The 22174-nt window shown below is 71.7% G+C and carries 21 protein-coding genes; 12 read left to right on the top strand and 9 right to left on the bottom strand.

The features are described from left to right. Positions 1-32: 32 nt before the first annotated feature. The 6 genes from dacB (at position 33) to folE (ending at position 7454) form a co-directional block, all read left to right on the top strand. Complete coding sequence (gene dacB / locus AB5J87_RS15965) at positions 33-1436, top strand: D-alanyl-D-alanine carboxypeptidase/D-alanyl-D-alanine-endopeptidase (RefSeq protein ID WP_369383547.1); 1404 nt, start codon at positions 33-35, stop codon at positions 1434-1436. A gap of 72 nt (positions 1437-1508) precedes the next feature. Further along, the gene (locus AB5J87_RS15960; protein WP_369377344.1) at positions 1509-2639 is read left to right on the top strand and encodes a zinc-dependent metalloprotease; all 1131 of its coding nucleotides are present in this window, start codon (positions 1509-1511) and stop codon (positions 2637-2639) included. A gap of 210 nt (positions 2640-2849) precedes the next feature. After that, complete coding sequence (gene tilS / locus AB5J87_RS15955; RefSeq protein ID WP_369377343.1) at positions 2850-3947, top strand: tRNA lysidine(34) synthetase TilS; 1098 nt, start codon at positions 2850-2852, stop codon at positions 3945-3947. A gap of 45 nt (positions 3948-3992) precedes the next feature. Further along, entirely contained in the window at positions 3993-4532 is a 540-nt protein-coding gene (hpt, locus tag AB5J87_RS15950) for a hypoxanthine phosphoribosyltransferase (protein WP_067161225.1), read from the top strand. 181 nt (positions 4533-4713) lie between these two features. Next, the gene (gene ftsH, locus AB5J87_RS15945) at positions 4714-6741 is read left to right on the top strand and encodes an ATP-dependent zinc metalloprotease FtsH (protein WP_369377342.1); all 2028 of its coding nucleotides are present in this window, start codon (positions 4714-4716) and stop codon (positions 6739-6741) included. 107 nt (positions 6742-6848) lie between these two features. Continuing rightward, positions 6849-7454 carry a GTP cyclohydrolase I FolE gene (gene folE, locus AB5J87_RS15940; protein WP_369377341.1) on the top strand — a complete coding sequence of 202 codons (606 nt, stop codon included), beginning with the start codon at positions 6849-6851 and terminating at the stop codon, positions 7452-7454. An 89-nt stretch (positions 7455-7543) separates the two neighbouring features. On the opposite strand, the gene AB5J87_RS15935 is transcribed toward folE, so the two are convergent. The 6 genes from AB5J87_RS15935 to AB5J87_RS15910 form a co-directional block, all read right to left on the bottom strand. Beyond that, on the bottom strand, positions 7544-8023 hold the full coding sequence (locus AB5J87_RS15935) for a DUF3180 domain-containing protein (RefSeq protein ID WP_369377339.1): 480 nt from the start codon (positions 8021-8023) through the stop codon (positions 7544-7546). A 71-nt stretch (positions 8024-8094) separates the two neighbouring features. Then, positions 8095-8709 carry a 2-amino-4-hydroxy-6-hydroxymethyldihydropteridine diphosphokinase gene (folK, locus tag AB5J87_RS15930; protein WP_369377337.1) on the bottom strand — a complete coding sequence of 205 codons (615 nt, stop codon included), beginning with the start codon at positions 8707-8709 and terminating at the stop codon, positions 8095-8097. Then, entirely contained in the window at positions 8706-9065 is a 360-nt protein-coding gene (folB, locus tag AB5J87_RS15925; protein ID WP_101389407.1) for a dihydroneopterin aldolase, read from the bottom strand. The genes folK and folB overlap by 4 nt, the downstream gene beginning before the upstream one ends. Before the next feature lie 208 nt (positions 9066-9273). Next, a complete protein-coding gene (locus AB5J87_RS15920) occupies positions 9274-9735 on the bottom strand; it encodes a nuclear transport factor 2 family protein (RefSeq protein WP_369377336.1) in 462 nt (153 codons plus the stop codon). Then, positions 9732-10592 carry a dihydropteroate synthase gene (gene folP, locus AB5J87_RS15915; RefSeq protein WP_369377334.1) on the bottom strand — a complete coding sequence of 287 codons (861 nt, stop codon included), beginning with the start codon at positions 10590-10592 and terminating at the stop codon, positions 9732-9734. Before folP ends, AB5J87_RS15920 begins: the two co-directional genes overlap by 4 nt. Before the next feature lie 16 nt (positions 10593-10608). Beyond that, a complete protein-coding gene (locus AB5J87_RS15910) occupies positions 10609-11034 on the bottom strand; it encodes a MarR family winged helix-turn-helix transcriptional regulator (RefSeq protein ID WP_369383545.1) in 426 nt (141 codons plus the stop codon). Positions 11035-11253: 219 nt separating this feature from the next. Between AB5J87_RS15910 and AB5J87_RS15905 the strand changes: the two genes are divergently transcribed. After that, positions 11254-12732, top strand: a complete 1479-nt coding sequence (locus AB5J87_RS15905) for an MFS transporter (protein WP_369383543.1) — start codon at positions 11254-11256, stop codon at positions 12730-12732. Between the two features lie 93 nt (positions 12733-12825). Here AB5J87_RS15905 and AB5J87_RS15900 read toward each other — a convergent pair whose 3' ends face one another. Continuing rightward, entirely contained in the window at positions 12826-14679 is a 1854-nt protein-coding gene (locus AB5J87_RS15900; protein ID WP_369377333.1) for a phosphatidylglycerol lysyltransferase domain-containing protein, read from the bottom strand. Between the two features lie 153 nt (positions 14680-14832). On the opposite strand from AB5J87_RS15900, the gene AB5J87_RS15895 reads away from it, so the two are divergent. Beyond that, on the top strand, positions 14833-15945 hold the full coding sequence (locus tag AB5J87_RS15895) for an alpha/beta hydrolase (protein WP_369377332.1): 1113 nt from the start codon (positions 14833-14835) through the stop codon (positions 15943-15945). Here AB5J87_RS15895 and AB5J87_RS15890 read toward each other — a convergent pair. Next, entirely contained in the window at positions 15932-17086 is a 1155-nt protein-coding gene (locus tag AB5J87_RS15890; RefSeq protein WP_369377330.1) for an ABC transporter ATP-binding protein, read from the bottom strand. The genes AB5J87_RS15895 and AB5J87_RS15890 overlap by 14 nt on opposite strands. 184 nt (positions 17087-17270) lie before the next feature. Between AB5J87_RS15890 and AB5J87_RS15885 the strand changes: the two genes are divergently transcribed. The 4 genes from AB5J87_RS15885 (at position 17271) to AB5J87_RS15870 (ending at position 20911) form a co-directional block, all read left to right on the top strand. Then, positions 17271-17957 (top strand): ABC transporter permease, encoded by a 687-nt coding sequence (locus tag AB5J87_RS15885; protein ID WP_369377329.1) that lies wholly within the window; start codon positions 17271-17273, stop codon positions 17955-17957. Beyond that, positions 17957-18646 carry an ABC transporter permease gene (locus AB5J87_RS15880; RefSeq protein ID WP_369383542.1) on the top strand — a complete coding sequence of 230 codons (690 nt, stop codon included), beginning with the start codon at positions 17957-17959 and terminating at the stop codon, positions 18644-18646. Before AB5J87_RS15885 ends, AB5J87_RS15880 begins: the two co-directional genes overlap by 1 nt. A gap of 39 nt (positions 18647-18685) precedes the next feature. Next, a complete protein-coding gene (locus tag AB5J87_RS15875; RefSeq protein WP_369377328.1) occupies positions 18686-19672 on the top strand; it encodes an ABC transporter substrate-binding protein in 987 nt (328 codons plus the stop codon). 96 nt (positions 19673-19768) lie between these two features. After that, complete coding sequence (locus tag AB5J87_RS15870) at positions 19769-20911, top strand: hypothetical protein (protein WP_369377327.1); 1143 nt, start codon at positions 19769-19771, stop codon at positions 20909-20911. Between the two features lie 104 nt (positions 20912-21015). Here the strand turns inward: AB5J87_RS15870 and AB5J87_RS15865 are convergent, their stop codons facing one another. After that, complete coding sequence (locus tag AB5J87_RS15865; protein WP_369377326.1) at positions 21016-22158, bottom strand: NADH-quinone oxidoreductase subunit D; 1143 nt, start codon at positions 22156-22158, stop codon at positions 21016-21018. Between the last annotated feature and the right edge of the window lie 16 nt (positions 22159-22174).

The raw sequence follows: 22174 nt of genomic DNA, 5'->3' as shown, positions 1-22174 counted from the left end.
CCTCGGTGCCGGGACCCAAGACTTGGCAGGTCATGGCGGGTGCGACCGCCGTGGGCCTGGCAGTGGCGGCCGGAGCGGTGGCGGCGGCCGGTCCCTGGGACTCCGGTCAGCGTACGGCCGAGCGCGACCGGGCCGCCGTCCGGTCCGCAACAGGTGGCGCACATCACGCGCCCGCGCCCCACGCACCGGCGCCCGCGCCCAGCGCGCGGGGCGTACTGGCCGCTCTGGGCGCCCCCGCGCACGACCCGGCCGCCTCCTTGGCCACCGCCCTGCCGCAGCTCCTCGGCCCCCTGCTGGCCTCCTCCGGCCTCGGCCCGCGGCCCGCCGCCGCCGTGTACGACACGGCCACCGGCCGGCAGATCTACGGCGAGCGCGCGGACACCGCCATGACGCCCGCCTCCACGATCAAGATCGCCACCGCCGTCGCCGCGCTCTCCGCGCTCGGCCCCGACCACCGCATCCCCACCACCGTGGCGGCCACCGCCGACGCCCGCGCGCTCACCCTGGTCGGCGGCGGCGACCCCACGCTCGGCAAGGACGGCCTGCGGACCCTGGCCGACACCACCGCCCGCGCCCTGCGCGCCCGGGGCGTCACCCAGGTGGCGCTCGGCTACGACACCTCCCGCTACAGCGGCCCCGAGCTGCACCCCATCGGCCCGAACGAGAACCTCGCGCGCGTAGTGGCACTGATGACCGACGAGGGCCGCACCGACGGCAGCGACAGCGGGCCCGCGCCGCGCACCGGCGACCCGGCGGGGGACACCGCCCGTACCTTCGTCTCGCTGCTGGCCGAGCGGGGCGTCACCGCGAGCACCCCCCGGCCCGGCCGGGCCCCGGACGGCGCCGCCGAACTCGCCCGTACGCTCTCCGCGCCGCTCTCCGACCTCGTCGAGCGGATGCTGACCAACAGCGACAACGACCTCGCGGAGGCGCTGGCCCGGCAGACCGCGATCGCCGGCGGCAGGCCCGCCGACTTCGCGGGGGCCGCGAGCGCCGTGGCCGACCGGCTCGCCGCCCTCGGCCTGCCGCAGAGCGCCGGCGTCCACTTCGCCGACGGCAGCGGACTCGACAGGGACGACCGCGTCACCGCCCAGCTCCTGACCCTGCTGCTGGCCCGCGCCGCCGACCCCGGCCACCCCGAACTGCGCCCGGTCCTCACCGGTCTGCCGGTCGCCGGGTTCACCGGCACCCTGCGCGCCCGCTATGGCGCCGCCTCGGCCGGCACCGGCCTGGTCCGCGCCAAGACCGGCACCCTCTCCGGCGTCAACGCGCTGGCCGGGACCGTCGTGGACGCCGACGGCCACCTCCTCGCCTTCGCCTTCCTGGCCTCGGACACCCCCGGCCCCGACGCCGCCCAGCGGGCCCTGGACCGGCTCGCCGAGCGCCTCGCCACCTGCGGCTGCCACGGCGGCCCGACCCCTGCCGGCGGACCGTAGGAGTCCGCGCCGCCCCCGGCGCCCGGCGTCAACCCCCCTCCCAGTGCGGGGAGGACAACGTACGGTTGACGCATGACGAGCATCGGTGGTGCCGAGATGGTCGACTGGAACCTCGCGGTGGCGACCGCGACCCGACTGGTGAGGCCGGGCCCCGACGTGAGCCGGGACGAGGCGCGGGCCGTCGTCGCCGAGCTGCGCCGGCATGCCAAGTCCTCGGAAGAACATGTGCGGGCGTTCACCCGGATGATCCCGGAGGGCGCCGAACCGGCCGACACCCCCGTCCTCGTGGTCGACCGGGCGGGCTGGGTCAAGGCCAACGTGGCGGGCTTCCGCGAGATCCTCCGGCCGCTGCTCGACAAGATGCAGGAGCGCCGCGGGAGCAGCCCGGGCGGCGCCGTGCTCGGCGCGGTCGGCGGCAAGGTCACCGGCGTGGAGCTGGGCATGCTGCTCAGCTTCCTGTCCTCGCGCGTCCTGGGGCAGTACGAGACGTTCGCGCCCGCCACCCGCGACCTGCCCGCCGGGGCCGAGGGCGGCGGACGGCTGCTGCTGGTCGCCCCCAACATCGTCCACGTGGAGCGCGAGCTGGACGTGGACCCGCACGACTTCCGCCTCTGGGTCTGTCTGCACGAGGAGACCCACCGCACCCAGTTCACCGGGGTGCCCTGGCTGCGCGACCACCTTGAGGGTGAAATCCAGTCGTTCCTGGGGGAGACCGACGTCGACCCCATGACCGTGCTGGAACGGCTGCGCGAGGCCGCGCAGTCGCTGGCCGGCAGCCGCCCCGAGGGGGAGGAGGGCGACAGCGGCCGGTCCCTGGTGGAGCTGGTGCAGACCCCCGCCCAGCGCGAGATCCTCGGCCGTCTGACGGCCGTCATGTCGCTCCTGGAGGGCCACGCGGACTTCGTGATGGACGGGGTCGGCCCGCAGGTCGTGCCCTCGGTGGCAGAGATCCGCGAGAAGTTCCAGCAGCGCCGCGCCAAGGGGGCCTCCCGCCTCGACCTGGCGCTGCGCAAGCTGCTGGGGCTCGACGCCAAGCTGCGCCAGTACCGCGACGGCGAGCGGTTCGTCCGCGCGGTCGTCGACCAGGTCGGCATGGACGGCTTCAACCGGGTCTGGACCTCGCCCAACACGCTCCCGACCAAGGCCGAGATCGCCAAACCGGCGGACTGGGTCGCGCGGATGCACCGGAAGTCGGAGGGCTGATCCCGGGCGCGACCGGCAGCGGCCGGGTGCCCGGGGCCCGTGGCTGTCCCCCGGAAATGCGCAGTATCACCCATCCGAGGGACCGTAGGGCATGGGTAGGCGTGCAATGCTCGGGTATCGGCTCGGTTCTGTCACCATCTACGCACTCTGTGTGACCGAACTCTTCCCTCGTCCCGAGGCACCCCCCAACTTCACCGAAGGGCACCGGACATGGGTCCCCATCCTGCGGTCGCGGCGATACGCCTGGCGGTCCGCCGCGTACTCCACGACGTCCTGCACGACGCGCTCGTCCTCCCGGACGGCCGCACCGACCACACCACCCCCGACACCGCGCACCCCGCCCCCGCCTCCCGCACCGGCGCGCCCCCCGCCCCCGCGCGCGAGGGCGGCACCGACGGCCCGCTGGTCCTCGTCGCCTGCTCCGGCGGCGCCGACTCCATGGCCCTCGCCTCGGCCCTCGCCTTCGAGTCCCGCAAGCTCTCCGTCCGGGCCGGCGCGGTCACCGTCGACCACGGTCTGCAGTCCGGCTCCGACCTGCGCGCCGCCGAGGTCGCCGCCCGGCTCGCCGCGCTGGGCCTGGACCCGGTCGAGGCGGTCGCCGTGCGGGTGGGCCGCGAGGGCGGCCCCGAGGCCGCCGCCCGCGACGCGCGCTACGCGGCCCTGGACGCCGCGGCCGAGCGCCACGGCGCCGCCGCGATCCTGCTCGGCCACACCCGCGACGACCAGGCCGAGACGGTGCTGCTCGGCCTCGCCCGCGGCTCCGGCACCCGCTCCCTGTCCGGCATGGCCGCCGTCTCCGGCCGCCACGGCCGCTACCGCCGCCCGTTCCTCCAGCTGGACCGGCAGACCGCCCGCAAGGCGTGCCTGGTCCAGTCGCTGCCCGTCTGGGACGACCCGCACAACACCGACCCCGCCTACACCCGCTCCCGGCTGCGCCACGAGGGCCTGCCCGCGCTGGAGAAGGCCCTCGGCAAGGGCGTCGTGGAGGCCCTGGCGCGCACCGCCGAGCTCTCCCGGGACGACGCCGACGCCCTGGACTCCTGGGCGGCCCAGGCCGACCCCTCCGTGCGCGACGACGGCGGAGAGCTGGTCTGCGGCAAGCTCTACGCCCTGCCCCCGGCCGTGCGCCGCCGGGTGCTGCGCCGGGCCCTCATCGAGGCCGGCTCCCCGGCCGGCTCGCTCTTCGCCCGCCACGTCGAGGAGGTCGACCGCCTGATCACCGGCTGGCGCGGCCAGCGGGCCATCAACCTCCCCGGGCGCGTCGAGGCGCGGCGCCAGGGTGGCAGACTGGTCATCCGGCAGAGCTGAGCTCATGTAGGTACAACGAAAGTGGCCCGGGTGAACGAGAAGGACATGGGCACCGACCTCCAGTCGGTGCTCATCACCAAGGAAGAGATCGACGCGAAGCTGGCCGAGCTGGCCGCGAAGATCGACGCGGAGTACGCGGGCAAGGACCTCCTGATCGTCGGCGTCCTCAAGGGTGCCGTGATGGTCATGGCGGACCTGGCGCGCGCGCTGTCCACCCCGGTCACCATGGACTGGATGGCCGTCTCGTCGTACGGCGCGGGCACCCAGTCCTCGGGCGTCGTGCGGATCCTCAAGGACCTCGACACCGACATCAAGGGCAAGCACGTCCTGATCGTCGAGGACATCATCGACTCGGGCCTCACGCTGTCGTGGCTGCTGTCCAACCTCGGATCGCGCGAACCGGCCTCGCTGGAGGTCTGCACGCTGCTCCGTAAGCCGGATGCCGCAAAGGTCGCGATCGACGTGAAGTGGATCGGGTTCGACATTCCGAATGAATTCGTCGTCGGATACGGCCTCGACTACGCCGAGAAGTACCGCAATCTCCCCTTTGTCGGGACGCTCGCTCCGCACGTCTACGGCGGCTGAGCCGGAAACCCGGTCGGGAACCCGGAGCCCCCTTCCCGCGTTGGAGCTTGGGAAGGCGGGTTTGTCAGCCGTCCCTTGCGGCCGCGGGTGACAATGCTGGGGTACCGTCCGAAGAACAGTCTTTACTCACAGCAGCATTTACCTACGGGCAGGAGGGACGGGGCGTTCTCGCTCCGTATGGATGGACGTGAAGCGATACTTCCGTGGGCCGGTCATGTGGATCGTGCTGGCCGTCCTCGCCGTGGTCGTGTTGATGCAGGTCGTCGGCTCGTCGGGCGGCTACAAGACGGTGGACACCTCTGAGGTCGTCCAGGCGATCGACAAGAACCAGGTGGATCAGGCCAAGATCACGACCGGCGACGAGTCGGTCATCAAGGTCGACCTCAAGGACGGCCAGAAGGTCAAGGGCGCCAACAAGATCCAGGCGAGCTACATCGGCGACGCCCAGGGCACGAGCCTGGCCAACAAGCTGCAGGGCAAGTTCGACAGCGGGGACCTGACCAAGGGCTACACGGTCTCCCCCTCGAAGCAGAACCCGATCGTGGGGATCCTGCTCTCGCTGCTCCCCTTCGTCCTCATCGTCGTCGTCTTCCTGTTCCTGATGAACCAGATGCAGGGCGGCGGCTCCCGGGTCATGAACTTCGGGAAGTCCAAGGCGAAGCTCATCACCAAGGACACCCCGAAGACCACGTTCGCGGACGTGGCCGGGGCCGACGAGGCCGTCGAGGAGCTCCACGAGATCAAGGAGTTCCTCCAGGAGCCGGCGAAGTTCCAGGCCGTCGGCGCCAAGATCCCCAAGGGCGTCCTGCTCTACGGGCCGCCCGGCACCGGCAAGACGCTCCTCGCGCGCGCCGTCGCGGGCGAGGCGGGCGTGCCGTTCTACTCGATCTCCGGCTCGGACTTCGTCGAGATGTTCGTCGGCGTCGGCGCCTCCCGGGTGCGCGACCTCTTCGAGCAGGCCAAGGCGAACGCCCCGGCGATCGTCTTCGTCGACGAGATCGACGCCGTCGGCCGGCACCGCGGCGCGGGCCTCGGCGGCGGCCACGACGAGCGCGAGCAGACGCTCAACCAGCTGCTCGTCGAGATGGACGGCTTCGACGTCAAGGGCGGCGTCATCCTGATCGCCGCCACCAACCGGCCGGACATCCTCGACCCGGCGCTGCTGCGCCCGGGCCGGTTCGACCGTCAGATCGCCGTCGACCGCCCGGACATGCAGGGCCGTCTGGAGATCCTCAAGGTCCACCAGAAGGGCAAGCCGGTCGCCCCGGACGTCGACCTCGCGGCCGTCGCCCGCCGGACCCCCGGCTTCACCGGCGCCGACCTGTCGAACGTGCTGAACGAAGCGGCGCTCCTCACGGCGCGCAGCAACCAGAAGCTGATCGACAACCACATGCTGGACGAGGCGATCGACCGCGTCGTGGCGGGCCCGCAGAAGCGGACCCGGATCATGTCCGACAAGGAAAAGAAGATCACCGCGTACCACGAGGGCGGTCACGCCCTGGTCGCGGCGGCCTCGCCCAACTCGGACCCGGTCCACAAGATCACGATCCTGTCGCGCGGCCGTGCCCTCGGCTACACGATGGTGCTGCCGGACGAGGACAAGTACTCGACCACGCGCAACGAGATGCTCGACCAGCTCGCCTACATGCTGGGCGGGCGCGCGGCCGAGGAGCTCGTCTTCCACGACCCGACCACGGGCGCGGCGAACGACATCGAGAAGGCCACGGCCACCGCACGCGCGATGGTCACGCAGTACGGCATGACCGAGCGGCTCGGCGCGATCAAGTTCGGCGGCGACAACACGGAGCCGTTCCTGGGCCGTGAGATGGCGCATCAGCGCGACTACTCGGAAGAGGTCGCGGCGCTGGTCGACGAAGAGGTCAAGAAGCTCATCGAGACCGCGCACAACGAGGCGTGGGAGATCCTCGTCGAGAACCGCGACGTCCTCGACAACCTTGTCCTGCAGCTCCTGGAGAAGGAGACGCTGGGCAAGGAGCAGATCGCCGAGATCTTCGCCCCGATCGTCCGGCGCCCCGCGCGTCCGGCCTGGACGGGCTCCTCGCGGCGCACGCCGTCGACCCGCCCGCCGGTCCTCTCCCCCCGGGAGCTGGCCCTGACCAACGGTGCCGCCGCGGCCAACGGCTCGGCCCCGGCGGACTCGGTCCCGACCGAGCAGCTCCCCGGTGCGGAGGACCGCCCCGAGAGCTGACCCCCGGCTCCTCGGACCCGGAATGCACGCCGCGCCCCCCAGGTTTTAGCCTGTGGGGGCGCGGCGCTTTCGTACGCCCGTGCAGGGACGCGAGGAACGAGGCACAGATGACCGACCCGGTGACGCTGGACGGCGAGGGCCGCATCGGCGAGTTCGACGAGAAGCGGGCCGAGAACGCCGTGCGCGAGCTCCTCATCGCGGTGGGCGAGAACCCGGACCGCGAGGGTCTGCAGGAGACGCCGGCGCGGGTGGCCCGGGCGTACCGGGAGATATTCGCGGGTCTGTGGCAGAAGCCGCAGGACGTGCTGACGACCACGTTCGACCTCGGGCACGACGAGATGGTCCTGGTGAAGGACATCGAGGTCATGAGCAGCTGTGAGCACCACCTGGTCCCGTTCGTGGGCGTGGCCCACGTCGGGTACATCCCGTCGGCGGACGGGAAGATCACGGGTCTGTCGAAGCTGGCGCGGCTGGTCGACGTGTTCGCGCGCCGCCCGCAGGTGCAGGAGCGTCTGACGACGCAGATCGCGGACTCGCTGATGGAGATCCTGGAGCCGCGGGGCGTCATCGTGGTCGTGGAGTGCGAGCACATGTGCATGACGATGCGCGGGGTCCGCAAGCCCGGCGCGAAGACGATCACTTCGGCCGTGCGGGGTCAGCTGAGGGACTCCGCGACCCGGGCGGAGGCCATGAGCCTGATCATGGCTCGCTGACCTTCCCTGAGGTCTCCGGGGCCGCCGGACGACGAGCGGCGGACCACGTGCCTGCCTCGGGCCCGTGGATCCGCCCGGCAGGCATCTGCCTAGCCCGCCGGGGCCGTCCCGTCGTCCTCGTCGTCCGGGAGCTTGCAGACGCGCTCCAGGAAGAAGGCCGCGGCCACCACCGCGATGCCCGCCGCCACCGAGAAGCCCGCGTAGATCGCCTGGTCGCGGCGGGCCGGGATGTCCAGGGAGCCGAGCAGGAAGACGCCCGTCCCGCCGTACATCCCGGAGACCAGGGCGGCCACCAGGGCGCTGGACTGGCCGAAGACGACGGCCCGGGCGGCCATCAGGGGCTCCACGCCCTTGGCGCCGGGGCGCCGCTCGCGCTGGGCGCGCAGCCGGGAGCGGATGGACAGCGCCGTGGCGGCCAGCACGACCGCGATCACGGCCAGCACGATGGGCGCGGCGAGCGGGACGCTGGGCAGGGTGCCCAGCGAGTCCCACATCCGCGCGCCCGCCCAGGAGAGCACTCCGGCGACGGCGAACAGTCCCGCCAGTACGCCAAGCCTCAGTTGTCTCACCGAAGAGTGCCCTTCGTGTTCGGAACCTGCTCGCCCTGAGCAGCCTTACGCGGTCGTCAGCAGCCTAACGACTACTCGGGCAGGCGGAGTTCCAGGTCGGCGCGCGGCAGCACGCCTTCCCGGCCGATCGCTTCGAGCAGACCTGCGACCGGGCCGCGGCCGGGCAGCTGGGCGGCGGGGTCCACGTCGATCCAGGGGGCGAGGACGAACGCCCGCTCGTGGGCGCGGGGGTGGGGGAGCGTCAGGAGCGGGTCGTCGGCGATCACATCGGCGTAGGCAACGATGTCCACGTCGATGGTGCGCGGGCCCCAGCGCTCGTCGCGGACCCGGTCGAAGGCTTCCTCGATGGCCTGGCCGCGCTCCAGGAGCGAGGTGGGCGGCAGGGTCGTCTTCACGATGACCACCGCGTTGAAGTACGCCGGCTGGGAGCCGGGGGCGACGCCCCAGGGCTCCGTCTCGTACACCGGGGAGACCGCTTTGACCCGCAGGCCCGGGGTGTCCTCCAGGGCGTCGATCGCGCCCTGGAGGGTCTCCAGGCGGTTGCCGAGGTTGGAGCCGAGGGAGATCACCGCCCGCTTCGGGTTGGAGAGGGTGACGTCGGCCGCGTCCACCTGCTCGACCACGGACGCGGGCACCGGCTGGACGGTCGGGTCGCTCTGCGGGCTCTCGTGCGAGAACACAGTCATACTCGGCTCCGGGTGATGGTGATGGTCACGTCGTCGAAGGGGACGGTGATCGGCGCGTCCGGCTTGTGGACGCACACCTCCACCTGCTGGACCCCCGCATGCTTGAGGCACTGCTGGGCGATGCGCTCGGCCAGCGTCTCGATCAGGTCGACCGGCTCGCCCTGGACGACGTCCACGACCTCCTCGGCCACCACTCCGTAGTGCACGGTCTTCGCCAGGTCGTCGTCGGCCGCCGCGGGGCGGGTGTCGAGGCCGAGCACCAGGTCCACGATGAAGGTCTGGCCTTCTTCGCGCTCCCGGGGGAAGACGCCATGGTGCCCGCGGGCCTTGAGGCCGCGCAGCGCGACACGATCCACGCGAATCACTCCTGCTGTCGTTGGTCGGTCGGGCACCCGGCCGCGTGCGGGCGGCTCCGTACCCGCCATCGAATCTACCTGCGAGCACTGACAGCGCTCGCCCACGGGGGCTATGGACAGACGGGGCCGGGACTGGTACCCGCCCCTACCCCGAGCCCCCGGTTTCAATCCTCGTGATCCAGGGCTTCAGCCGCCGGAAGCGCCGGGTTCAGTCCTCGGAACCCTCTTCGTCGCCCGTCTCGGCGAGTACGGGCGAGCCGTGGTGGGACCAGAGCTTCCAGCCCTCGGGTGTGCGGCGGAACACATTGGTGGCGACGATCAGCTGGCCGACCAGCGGACCGAGCTCGCCGCTCTCCTGGGCGGGGCCGCCGCTGAGGATGTTCTCGGTGCAGGTGACCAGGGCGGTGTCGGTGAGGACGACGACCTTCACATCGGTCAGGAAGAACTGGATGTACTCCGTGTTCGCCATGATCAGCGCGTACGAGCGGAGCACCTCGCCGCGCCCGGAGAGCACCGGCCAGCCGGGGTGGACGCAGGAGATCGCGGTGTCCCCGGCGTCGGTGGCGCTCAGCCAGAGCTCGGAGAGCTCCTCGAAGTCGCCGCGCTCCAGCGTCTCGTAGTAGGCGGTGTTGGCCAGCTCGACCGCCTCGACGTCGGTGGGGGCCGTCACGCCGCTCCCTCGACGGCCCGGGCCACGCGCACGGCGTCGGCCGTGGCCCGGACCTCGTGCACCCGGACCGCCCAGGCGCCCTCGTGGGCGGCGATGGCGGAGACGGCCGCGGTGGCGGCGTCGCGCTCGCGCGCGGGGGGCGGCCCGGAGCCGTCCGGGGCCAGCACATGGCCGAGGAAGCGCTTGCGGGAGGCGGCGACCAGCAGGGGGTGGCCGAGCGCCCGCAGCTCGGCCAGGTGGGCGACGAGCGCCAGGTCGTGCTCGGCCCGCTTGGCGAAGCCGAGGCCGGGGTCGACGACGATGCGCTCGGGGGCGATGCCGCCCGCGACGACCGCCTCCACGCGCGCGTGGAGCTCGGCGACGACCTCGGCGACCACGTCGGCGTAGACCGCGCGGCTGTTCATGTCCTGGCTGAAGCCGCGCCAGTGCATGACGACGAAGGGGGAGCCGGTGGCCGCCACGACCTCGATCATGGCCGGGTCGGCGAGTCCGCCGCTGACGTCGTTGACCAGCAGCGCGCCCGCGGCGACGGCCTGTTCGGCCACGGAGGCGCGCATGGTGTCGACGGAGACGGTGACGCCCTCGGCGGCGAGGCCGCGCACCACGGGGACGACCCGGCGCAGCTCCTCCGCCTCGTCGACGCGGGTGGCGCCGGGACGGGTGGACTCGCCGCCCACGTCGACCAGGTCGGCGCCCTCGGCGACGAGGTCGAGACCGTGCTTGACGGCGGCGGCCGTGTCGAACCACCGGCCGCCGTCGGAGAAGGAGTCGGGCGTGACATTGACCACGCCCATGACCGCGCAGCGGTCCCACTCGGGCAGTCCGGTGACCGTGCCCCGTCGGCGCAACGTACTCATACGTCCAGCGTAGGCGTCAGCCGAGGGTCCTCGGACCAGTGGCGGTGCGGGAGGCGGGACCGGCGAAGGTGCGGCGCAGCAGCCGGTGCAGGGCGCCGCGCTCCTCCTCGTCTAGGGCGTCCAGGGCGCCGTGGGTGCCGTGCATGGCGGCCCGGACGGTCTCCACGGCCCGCAGGCCGGCCTCGGTGAGGACGACGTTCTTGACCCGGCGGTCGGTGGGGCTCGGTTCGCGCCGTACGAGGTCGCGGCCCTCCAGGCGGTCCACGATGCCGGTGACGTTGGAGGCGTCGCAGTGCAGCGTGGTGGCGAGCGAGCGCATGGCGGCGGGGCCGCGGCGCAGCACGGTGAGGGTCTTGGCCTGGCTGACGGTGAGGCCGGCCTCGTTGGCGGCGGCGGTGAAGTCGCCGTAGTAGTCCGCCAGGGAGTCCCAGAGGGCGTCCATGAGCGCGTCGTTCGTGACGGCGTCGGTCACGGCGGCCGGGCGGCTGGTTCCAGACATGGCGCCACCTTACCGCGAGAAACTTGACGATCTCAACCTTTGAGGTTTACCGTCACTCTAGTTGCTTGGGGTAATCAAGCACTTGAGGTGGTCAAGCGTCGAACACCTCAAGCATCTCCCTACCGGACTCCTACGGAAGAAACCGTGACTCCCACACATCACGTGGCGCCCGCGCGCCCCACCGGCGGCCCCGCGCTCGTCCTGGTCCTCGGGCTGGCCGCCATGGTCGTCTCGATGATGCAGACCCTGGTCGTGCCGATCCTCGGCATCATCCAGAACGACCTCGGCACCTCCACCGCCAACGTCAGCTGGGTCACCACCGCGACCCTCCTCTCCGCCGCCGTCTTCACCCCGCTGCTCGGCCGCTTCGGCGACATGCACGGCAAGAAGCCCACGCTCATAGGCGTCCTGGTGCTGATGGTCGCGGGCTCGGTGCTCGCCGCCACCACCAGCTCGCTGCTCTGGCTGATCGTCGGCCGGGTCATGCAGGGCGCCGCCACCGCGATCTTCCCGCTGGCCCTCTCGGTCCTGCGCGAGGAGATCCGCCCGGAGAAGCTGCACGGCGCGATGGCGCTGGTCAGCGGCACCCTGGCGTTCGGCAGCGGCCTCGCCCTGGTGGGCGCCGGCCTGCTCACCCAGGGCGACCACCCCGACTACCACCGCGTCTTCTGGCTCGCCGCCGTCCTCGCCGTCGTGGCCCTGGTGGCCGTGGTCGCCGGCGTCCCGGCCTCCCGCCACAAGCCCGGCGGGCGCACCGACTGGCTGGGCGCGGGCACGCTGGCGGCCCTCCTGGTCCTCCTGCTGCTGCCGATCTCGCAGGGCCACGAGTGGGGCTGGACCTCGGTGCGCACCCTCGGCCTGTTCGTCGCCGCCGTCGTGATGGCGGGCGTCTGGGTCCTGGTCGAGCGCAAGGTCAAGGAGCCGATGGTGGACATGAAGATGTTCGCCCACCGTCCGGTGCTCTTCACCAACCTGGCCGGTCTGCTGCTCGGCTTCGCGATGTTCTCGCAGTTCATCGGCGTCTCGTACCTGGTGCAGATGCCCGAGAAGGTCACCGGTTACGGGTTCACGGCCTCGGTGCTGCGCGCCTCCGTCGAGTACCTGCTGCCCACCACGGTCATGTCGCTGCTGGCCGCCCAGGCCGGAGGCATGCTGGTGCGCCGCATCGGTGCCCGCTTCACGCTGACGGCCGGTGCCGCGTTCGGTGTCATCGGCTTCGCCTGGCTGACCGGCGCGCACGACTCCAGCGCCTCGGTGATCCTGGCGGGCATGGTGATCGGTGTCGCGATCAGCTTCGGCTACGCCGCGATGCCCGCCCTGATCGTGGCGAGCGTCCCGCACCACCAGACGGGCATCGCCAACGGCATCAACTCGATCTCCCGCTCGGTCGGCAGCGCCATCGCCAGTGCGGTGATCACCTCGCTGCTCGCCTCCAAGACGATCGAGCACCTGCCGGCCGGGGTTCCGCCGCTGCCGCAGGAGAGCCAGTTCACGCTGAGCTTCGCGCTGGCCGGGGCCGCGTTCCTGCTGGTCGTGGTGGTCGCGCTGGTCGGACTGCACTCGGACCGCAGGCCCGCGCAGGCCGTCGCCGCCGCCGGCGGGGCCGAGAAGGCGCCCGAGCCGGAGACCGCGTCCGCGTAAGACGAAGAGGGGCCCGGGGAGAAATCCCCGGGCCCCTCTTCGTCACTGCCGCGTGTCACCGCTCACCGCGGGCCGCCGGCGCGGCCCGACGGGTCACAGGGCCGCCCGGACCGTTCTCTCGGTCTCCCGCGTCGTGGACGGGTGGGCGCACGGCCGCTGGCGGTGGGCCCGGCTGAAGCGGGTGAACGGACGCGGCAGGGCGACGTTCACGAAGCCCTCGGCCTGCATCACCGCGAAGCCGATGCGCGGCAGGTCGCCGTGGGCCCGGTAGACCATGAAGCGCGGCTCCCAGCGCGGCTGGAACTTGGCGTTGAACTTGTACAGCGACTCAATCTGGAACCAGCGCGAGAGGAAGACCAGCAGACCGCGCCAGAGCCGCAGCACCGGCCCGGCGCCGATCTTCTCGCCCCGCGCCAGCGCGGAACGGAACATCGCGAAGTTCAGGGAGACGTGTTCGATGCCGATCTTGGGTGCCGCCTGGAGGGCGGCCACGATCAGCAGCTCGTTCATGCCCGGGTCGGCGGAGCGGTCGCGGCGCATCAGCTCCAGCGACATTCCGTCGGCGCCCCAGGGGACGAAGTGAATCATTGCCTTGAGGTCGCCGTACGGGCCCGGCTCGCCCGAGCCGTCGTCGTCGGCCTTGTGGGCGGTGGCGATCACGCAGTCGCCGTCGTCCGGGTCGCCGATCCGGCCCAGCGCCATGGAGAAGCCGCGCTCGGTGTCGGTGCCGCGCCAGTCCTCGGCGGCCCGCCGGACCCGTTCCAGCTCACCCACGGAGAGATCACGGACGCGCCGTACGCGGGTTTCGTAGCCATTGCGCTCGATGCGCTTGACCATCTGGCGTACGTTCCGCATGGCGCGCCCGGACAGGGAGAAATCCGCGGCGTCCACCACCGCCTCGTCACCCAGTTCCAGGGCGTCCAGGCCGGTCTCGCGGGTCCAGACCTCGCCGCCGGTCTCCGAGCAGCCGACCACGGCCGGGGTCCAGGAGTGGGCCTTGGCCTCGTCCATGAACCGCTCGATGGCGCCGGGCCACGCCTCGACGTCGCCGATCGGGTCGCCGGAGGCGAGCATCACACCGGAGACCACCCGGTAGGTGACGGCGGCCTTGCCGCTGGGGGAGAAGACGACCGCCTTGTCGCGGCGGAGCGCGAAGTGGCCGAGCGAGTCGCGGGCGCCGTGCTTGGCGAGCAGGTCGCGCAGCTTGCGCTCGTCGTCCTCGGTGAGCCGGGCGGCCGGGTGCTCGGGGCGGAAGGCCAGGTAGATGGTGGTGATCGCGGTGAGCAGGCCGAGCGCGCCGAGCGAGTAGGCGACGGTCCAGCTGGTGTCGCCCGCGTACTCGACGGGGCCCTCGAAGCCGAACAGGCCGTACATCACGTGCTGGATCCGGTCGGCGATCGACGGGTTGCCGACGACGCGGCCCGGGTGGACCGAGACGATCACCAGGCCGAGGCCCATCGAGCCGGTGCCGAGCAGGATGAAGTTGGCCAGCGCCTTCCAGCGGCTGCGCGGGTCGGGCAGCGCGGTGAACTCGGTGCGGTGCCGGACCAGCAGCACCAGCAGCGCGATCGAGATCAGTACGCCGACGACCGAGTGGCGGTAGAGGAACTGGGCCACCGCGCCGATCGGCAGCAGGGCGACCGCGGCCCGCCAGGCGCGCCGCTTGCGCCGCTTCAGGCCGTGGGCCAGGAGCAGCAGCAGCACGCCGGTGCTGAGCGCGAGGGCCGCCGCGAAGGGGCCCGTCGTACCCGGCAGGACCTCGGTGACGGCGTGCATCCGGCTGGCGCGGAAGCGCGGGAAGATGCCCGCGGCGATGTTGAGCAGGCCGACGAAGGTCGCGGCCGTGCCGACCAGTGAGGGCACCGAGTCGGGGCGCGGTCCGCGGAGGACTTTGCGCGCGCCGGCCGGAACCGAACCCTTTTTGTCCCCATCTATCCTGACAGACATCGCTTCCCGTGACTCCGCGAGAGATTCTGTTGTCGGACACAGTGACAAGGTCGCCACCGTGTTCCGGACAATTTGCGCCCTCTAGGACGGGACATCCCGGGGGAGGGTTCCCTCGGTCTCAGGAAAATCTCAGTCAGAAAGTTTCGACGACTCATGGGTCTCACGAGCAACAAGGTTCTGGCGCTGGCCGTCGTACTGGCGGTGGTGCTGTTCGCGCTCACCATCTGGCTCTGGCCGCGGCTGGCCAGGCGCAGCTGGCGGGCCGTCCTGGGCCGGATCGGCCTGCTCCTCGGCACTCAGCTGATGCTCTTCGCCTCGGTCGGCCTCGCCGCCAACAACTCTTTCCTGTTCTACGGGTCCTGGGCCGACCTCTTCGGCCAGGAGAACGGCATGGGCGTGGTCGTCGACCACTCGGCCGGGACCAAGGACATCAAGGTCACGGGGAAGCAGAAGCCCGACACCCCCGGCGCGGGCAACCCCGCCGTCGGCGGAGAGATCCAGAAGGTGGTCGTCCAGGGCGAACGGTCCAAAATAGCCAGCCCCGCCTACGTCTATCTGCCCCCCGAGTACTTCCAGAAGAAGTACGAGAACCAGAAGTTCCCGGCCGCCGTGGTGCTGACCGGCTACCCGGGCACCGCGGAGAACCTGATCAAGGGGCTGCGGTACCCGAAGACGGCATGGGCGCAGGTCAAGCAGAAGAAGGCGCAGCCCATGATCCTCGTGATGATGCGCCCGACGGTGGCGCCGCCGCGTGACACCGAGTGCGTGGACATCCCGGGCGGCCCGCAGACCGAGACCTTCTTCGCCAAGGACCTCCCCAAGGCCGTCTCCGAGACGTACCGGGTCGGCACCCAGGCGCGGAACTGGGGCTTCATCGGGAACTCGACCGGCGGCTACTGCGCCCTGAAGATCGGCATCCACCACCCGGAGACCTTCGGCGCCAGCGCCGGTCTCTCCGCGTACTACAAGGCCGCGAGCGACCCGACCACCGGTGATCTCTTCCATGGCGACAAGGCCGCGAAGAATCGTTCCAACCTGCTGTGGTCGCTGGACCACGTGAAGCCCGCCAAGTCCTCCTTCCTGGTGACCAGCTCCAAGTCGGGCGAGGACAACCTCAAGCCGACGCTGAAGTTCATCGAGAAGGTGAAGTCGCCCGCGCGCGTCTCGTCGATCACGCTCGACAGCGGCGGGCACAACTTCAACACCTGGCGGCGGGAGATCCCGCCCACCCTGGAGTGGATCAGCGGTCGCCTCAGCGCGAACTGACCGTCTCGACGTCCACTTCCGTACGGGGGAGGTCCTGGGCGTCCGCGTCGATCGAGCGGCGCAGCGCCTCGTGCAGCCGGGCCGGGGTGAGCACGCCCAGGAAGCGGCCCGAGCCCTCCTGGTCGATGACCGCGATCCACCCGGCGTCGTGCTGGAGCATCGTGGCGAACGCCTGCTTGAGCGAGGCGCCGACCGGCAGCCACGCCTCCATCCGCCGGGCGTGCTCGCGCACGGTCGCGCCGCCGCCCGCCGCCGCCGCCCGCTCGGCGGAGATCCAGCCGTGCAGCTCGCCCGAGGCGTCCAGGACCACCGCCCAGGGCGCGTCCAGGGCCGCGGGCAGCGGGTCGTCGAGCCGGACCACCGGCGGCTGCTCCAGGTCGCCCTCCTCGATGGGCGTCACCGAGAGCCGCTTCAGGCCCCGGTCCGCGCCGACGAAGTCCGCCACGTACGGGGTCGCGGGGGCGCCGAGGACCGCCGAGGGGGCGTCGAACTGCTCGATGCGCCCCTGGCCGTACACCGCGATGCGGTCGCCGAGGCGGACCGCCTCCTCGATGTCGTGGGTGACGAACAGGACCGTCTTGCGGACCTGCGACTGGAGCTTGAGGAACTCGTTCTGCAGCCGCTCGCGCACCACCGGGTCCACCGCGCCGAACGGCTCGTCCATCAGGAGCACCGGCGGGTCCGCGGCCAGCGCCCGCGCCACGCCGACCCGCTGGCGCTGTCCGCCCGAGAGCTGCTCGGGGTAGCGCGGTCCGTACACCTTGGGGTCGAGGCCGACCAGGTCGAGCAGTTCGGCCGCGCGCTCGCGGGCCCTGGCGCGCTTGACGCCCAGCAGGTGCGGGACGGTCGCGGTGTTCTCCAGGACCGTCTTGTGCGGGAAGAGCCCGACCTGCTGGATCACGTAGCCGATGCGGCGCCGCAGTTGGACCGGGTCGACGGCGGCTATGTCCTCGCCGTCCAGGAATATCCGGCCCTCGCTGGGCTCGATCAGCCGGTTCACCATCTTCATCGTGGTGGTCTTGCCGCAACCGGACGGTCCGACGAGCGTGACCAGTTCACCCTCGGCCACCTCGAAGGAGAGGTCGTCGACGGCGGTGGTGCCGTCGGCGTACCGCTTGGTGACGTGCTCGAATCGGATCATGGTTCCCCATTGTGACCGGTTGTGACCGAACTTGTGTGAACTCCATGTTGCTGCACTGTGTTCGATGCGGGGATCCCGCTCCGGGCCCTCGGTGATTGTCAGTGGTCGGGGATAAGGTCGCCAGACATACGTTCGGGAGCGACGGGGAGATCCGGCGGGGGAGGTGCGGGGAACCGTGAGTGCCGTGGGCACGCAGAACTGTCTGGTCCGAAACGACTGGATCTGCTGGGAGTACGTGCGCTCCCGCAGCCACGAGCTGACCGACGCCACCGTCCAGCACATCTGGATCACGGCGGTGTCGGTGCTGATCGGGCTGCTGATCGCCTTCCCGCTGGCCCTGCTCGCGCGCGGCCGGCGCGGGGTCGCGGGCGCGGTCCTGACCCTGACGACCGTGCTCTACACGGTGCCGTCGCTGGCCATGTTCTCGCTGCTGCTGCCGGTGTTCGGCCTCTCGGCGTCACTGGTGGTCACCGGCCTCGTGCTCTATTCGCTGACGATCCTGGTCCGCAACATCCTGGCGGGCCTGGAGGCCGTCCCGGCCGAAGTGCGCGAGGCGGCCCGGGGGATGGGGTACGGGAGGATACGGCTGCTGTTCGAGGTCGAGCTCCCGCTGGCGCTGCCCGCGCTGCTCGCCGGGGTGCGCATCGCCACGGTGTCGACGGTCGCGCTCACCACGGTCGGCTCGGTGGTCGGCAAGGGCGGCCTGGGCAACCTCATAGGCGACGGCGTGCAGTCCACGTTCAAGGCGCAGGTGCTCACCGCGTCCGTGCTGTGCGTGCTGCTCGCCCTGGTCGCGGACCTCCTGCTGCTCGGTCTGCAACGGCTGCTCACCCCGTGGACCCGGATACGGACGACGGCGGGGGCGCGCTGATGGGGGTCATGGCCGACGCCTGGACCTGGCTGACGACCGGGGCCAACTGGAAGGGCGACGACGGCGCCTGGCACCGGCTCTCCGAACACGCCTACGTCAGCGGGGTCTCGCTCCTGGTGGCCTGCGCGATCGCGCTGCCGCTCGCCCTGTGGCTGGGGCACATCGGCCGCGGCGGTGCGCTCGCCGTCAACATCTCCAACATCGGCCGGGCGGTGCCCGTCTTCGCGGTGCTCGCCCTGCTGATGCTCACGCCGCTGCGCAAGGCCGGGTACACCCCGACGATCATCGCCCTGGTGCTCTTCGCGGTGCCGCCGCTGCTGACCAACGCCTATGTGGGCATGCGGGAGGTGGACCGGTCGGTGGTGGAGGCCGCGCGCGGCATGGGGATGTCGGGCGGCCAGCTCTTCGCCCGGGTCGAGCTGCCGCTCGCCTACCCGCTGATCATGATCGGGGTGCGGTCGGCCGCGGTGCAGGTGGTGGCGACCGCCACGATCGCCTCCATGGTCGGGCTCGGCGGCCTGGGCCGGATCATCACGGCCGGGTTCGCCACGTACAACACACCGCAGGTGGTCGCGGGGGCGATCCTCGCCGCGCTGCTCGCGTTGCTGGTCGAGGGCGTACTGGTGGTCGCGGACCGGCTGTTCAGCCCGCTGCGCCGGCGCCCCGCCCGCTCGCCCCGAACCTCCTGATCCTTCTCGTCTCCTCGAATTCCCGGATGGTGAACCTTCATGAGCAAGATCCTGCGCACGGCCGGTGCGGCCCTCGGCACACTGGCGCTGGCCGGTTCGCTGGCCGCGTGCGGCGGCGACAGCCTGGAGAAGGACAAGGACAAGAGCGCCGCCCCGGCCTCCGACGGCTCGGGGGGCGGCAAGAAGGGCTCGCTGACCGTGGGCGCCGCGGGCTTCACGGAGTCCGCCGTCCTCGCCGAGCTGTACGCGCAGATCCTGCGCGACGCCGGATACGGCACGTCGGTCACCACGGTGAAGAACCGCGAACTCTATGAACCCGCCCTGGAGAAGGGCGAGATCGACATCGTTCCGGAATACGCGGCTACGCTTACCGAATTCCTCAATGCCAAGGTGAACGGCGACAAGGCCAAGGACAAGCCGCTCGCCTCCAGCGACGCCGCCGCGACCGTGGCCGAGCTGACCAAGCTCGCCGGACCGCGCGGACTGAAGGTGCTTCCGGCGGGCGCGGCGGTCGACCAGAACGCGTTCGCGGTGACCAAGGAATTCGCCGCCAAGAACAACCTCAAGACCCTTTCGGATCTGGGGAAGTCGAAGGTCAAGGTCAAGATCGCGGCCGGTGACGAGTGCACGGTCCGCCCCTTCTGCGCACCGGGCCTCAAGGAGAAGTACGGGATCGACGTCGGTGGCATCGACCCCAAGGGCGTCGGCACCCCGCAGTCCAAGCAGGCCGTCAAGGACGGCGTCGACCAACTGGTGCTGACCACCACGACGGACGCCACCCTGGACCAGTTCGGCCTGGTGCTCCTGGACGACGACAAGAAGCTCCAGAACGCGGACAACGTGCTTCCCGTCGTCAATGCGAAGGACGCCGGCGACCAGGCGATAGCCGATGTGCTCGCGAAGCTCACCAAGGCGCTGACGACCGGTGATCTCGTGGAACTGAACCGCAAGGTGGACGCCGAGCGGGCCAAGCCCGCCGACGTCGCCAAGGACTATCTCCAGTCGAAGGGGCTGATCAAGAAGTAGGGAAAACCGCGGACAACGGAACGCGGTGGCAAGAAGTTTCAGGAGTTTGCCGGGCCGGGGGTCCATCGGATGTCTACGCACGGTAAATTTCAGGCCATGCCACGTGGACGCCACCGCCATTCCCCTCCTCTGCACAGGCTCCTCTCGCCGTCGGTCGTCGCCGGCGCCGCTGTCTTCTGCGCCGGTGGCGCCTGGCTGCTCGATCAGCCCTTGGCGCTGCGCGGTCTGGCGGCAGCCGCCGCGGCGGCTGCCGTCACCGGCTCGGTGCTGATGCGCGGCTGGGACCGGGCCGCCGGTCGCCGGGTCGCCGAACTGACCCGCTCGCGCGCCGCCGACCAATGGCAGACCGAGGAGCGGATCGCCGAGCTGGAGGCGGAGCTGGAGGAGTCGCGCGAGCTGCGCGGCCGGCTGGACGCCAAGCTGCGGGCCAAGCGCATGGAGCTGGCCGGGCTGCGCGGCGAACACGCGGCGCTGCTGCGGCGGTACGCGACGGCGGAGACCGAGCGGGCCACCGCCCTGGAGGGCCGCCGGGTGCTCGCCCTCGAAGCCTCCGCCCCCAAGGCGCTGCCGGCCACGGCCAGTACGCCGACGGCCGCCGCGTACGCCTCGGCGTCCCGCGCCCTGGAGAACCTGCCGTACGCACGCCGTGCGCAGGAGGCCCGGCGGGCCGCCGCCGCGGTCGACGAGGCCCGCCGGGCCGCGCAGCGGGCGCGCGAGCTCCAGCAGGCCGAGGCCGCCCGCAGGTCCGGCGCGCTGGAGCCGCTCGGCGCCAAGGACGCGCGGTCCACGGGCGACCGGTCCGCGCCGTCGGGCGGGCCCGCCGGCGCGGCCAAGGGCCCGGCGACGGGCGCGCAGACTCCGCCGGACTCCCAGGAGCCGCAGGGGAAGTCCGGGGCGGTCGCCGGCGGGGAGCACGTCCGCCCGTCGTCCGCCGCCCTTCCGGCGCTCCCCGCGGCCCCGGCGCCGGTCGCCGCCGCCGTCGTGCCGTACGTGGCGCGCCCGGCCGTCCGGCCCGAGGGCAGCTTCGACTTCTTCGGCACCGCCGCCGAGAAGGAGGCCGCCGCCAAGGCGATAGAGGCCGCCGCCGAGGAGGACCTGGCCGACGTGGTCGGCGAGGAGGTGCTGGCCGAGCGCCCGCTGGGCGGCCCCGGCCGGGTCGTCGGCAAGGTCATCGACCTGACCGCGCACGACGAGACCGAGCAGCTGGACGTGGCGGTGCTGCGGACGGCGATCTCGTAGTCCCGCGGTACGTACGAGGAGGGCCCCGGCAGCGTCTGCCGGGGCCCTCCTCGTGTCCCGCATCGCGCATCCCGTGTCCGTGCGGCGGGCGCGCGCCCTGCTCGCTACTTGTCGATGTCGCCGACGACGAAGAAGAGCGAGCCCAGGATCGCGACCATGTCGGCGACCAGCGTGCCCGGCAGGAGCTCGGCGAGCGCCTGGATGTTGTTGTACGAGGCCGAGCGGAGCTTGAGGCGGTACGGGGTCTTCTCGCCCTTGCTGACCAGGTAGTAGCCGTTGATGCCCAGCGGGTTCTCGGTCCAGGCGTAGGTGTGGCCCTCGGGGGCCTTCAGGACCTTCGGCAGCCGCTGGTTGATCGGGCCGGGCGGGAGCTCGGCGAGCCGGTCGAGGCAGGCACCGGCGAGTTCCAGGGCGTTGTGGGTCTGCTCCAGCAGCACCTCGAAGCGGGCCAGGCAGTCGCCCTCGGTGCGGGTGACGACCCGCAGGGTGTCCTGGAGTTCGCCGTAGGCCAGGTAGGGCTCGTCGCGGCGCAGGTCGAAGTCGACGCCGGAGCCGCGGGCGATGGGCCCGCTGACGCCGTACGCGTGCACGGCCTCCTGGGAGAGCACGCCGACGCCCCGGGTGCGCCCGCGGAAGATCTCGTTGCCGAGCACCAGCCGGTCGTACACGTCCATGCGCGAGTCGGCGGCGGCGACGGCGTCGCGGACGCGGCCGAGCCAGCCGAGCGGCAGGTCCTCCTTGAGGCCGCCGACGCGGTTGAACATGTAGTGCATGCGCCCGCCGGAGACCTCCTCCATCACGTGCTGGAGCTCCTCGCGCTCCCGGAAGGCGTGGAAGATCGGGGTGATTCCGCCCAGTTCGAGCGGGTACGACCCGAGGAACATCAGATGGTTGAGCGCCCGGTTCAGCTCGGCGAGGAGCGTACGGGTCCACACCGCGCGCTCCGGGACCTCCATGCCCAGCATCCGCTCGACGGCCATCACCACACCGAGCTCGTTGGAGAAGGCGGAGAGCCAGTCGTGGCGGTTGGCCAGCATGACGATCTGGCGGTAGTCGCGCGCCTCGAAGAGCTTCTCGGCGCCGCGGTGCATATAGCCGACGACGGGCTCGGCGTGCTGGATCCGCTCGCCGTCGAGCACGAGGCGCAGGCGGAGCACGCCGTGGGTGGAGGGGTGCTGGGGGCCGATGTTGAGCACCATGTCGGTGCTCTCCGCCGCGCCGCCGATACCGACCGTGGTCTCCGTCATGGGCGACAGTATCCCT

The organism is Streptomyces sp. cg36 (assembly GCF_041080675.1).
In the GTDB taxonomy this organism is placed as follows: Bacteria; Actinomycetota; Actinomycetes; order Streptomycetales; family Streptomycetaceae; genus Streptomyces.
Note: the sequence above shows the minus strand (reverse complement) of the source record. Positions and strands in the feature narration are given on the sequence as shown.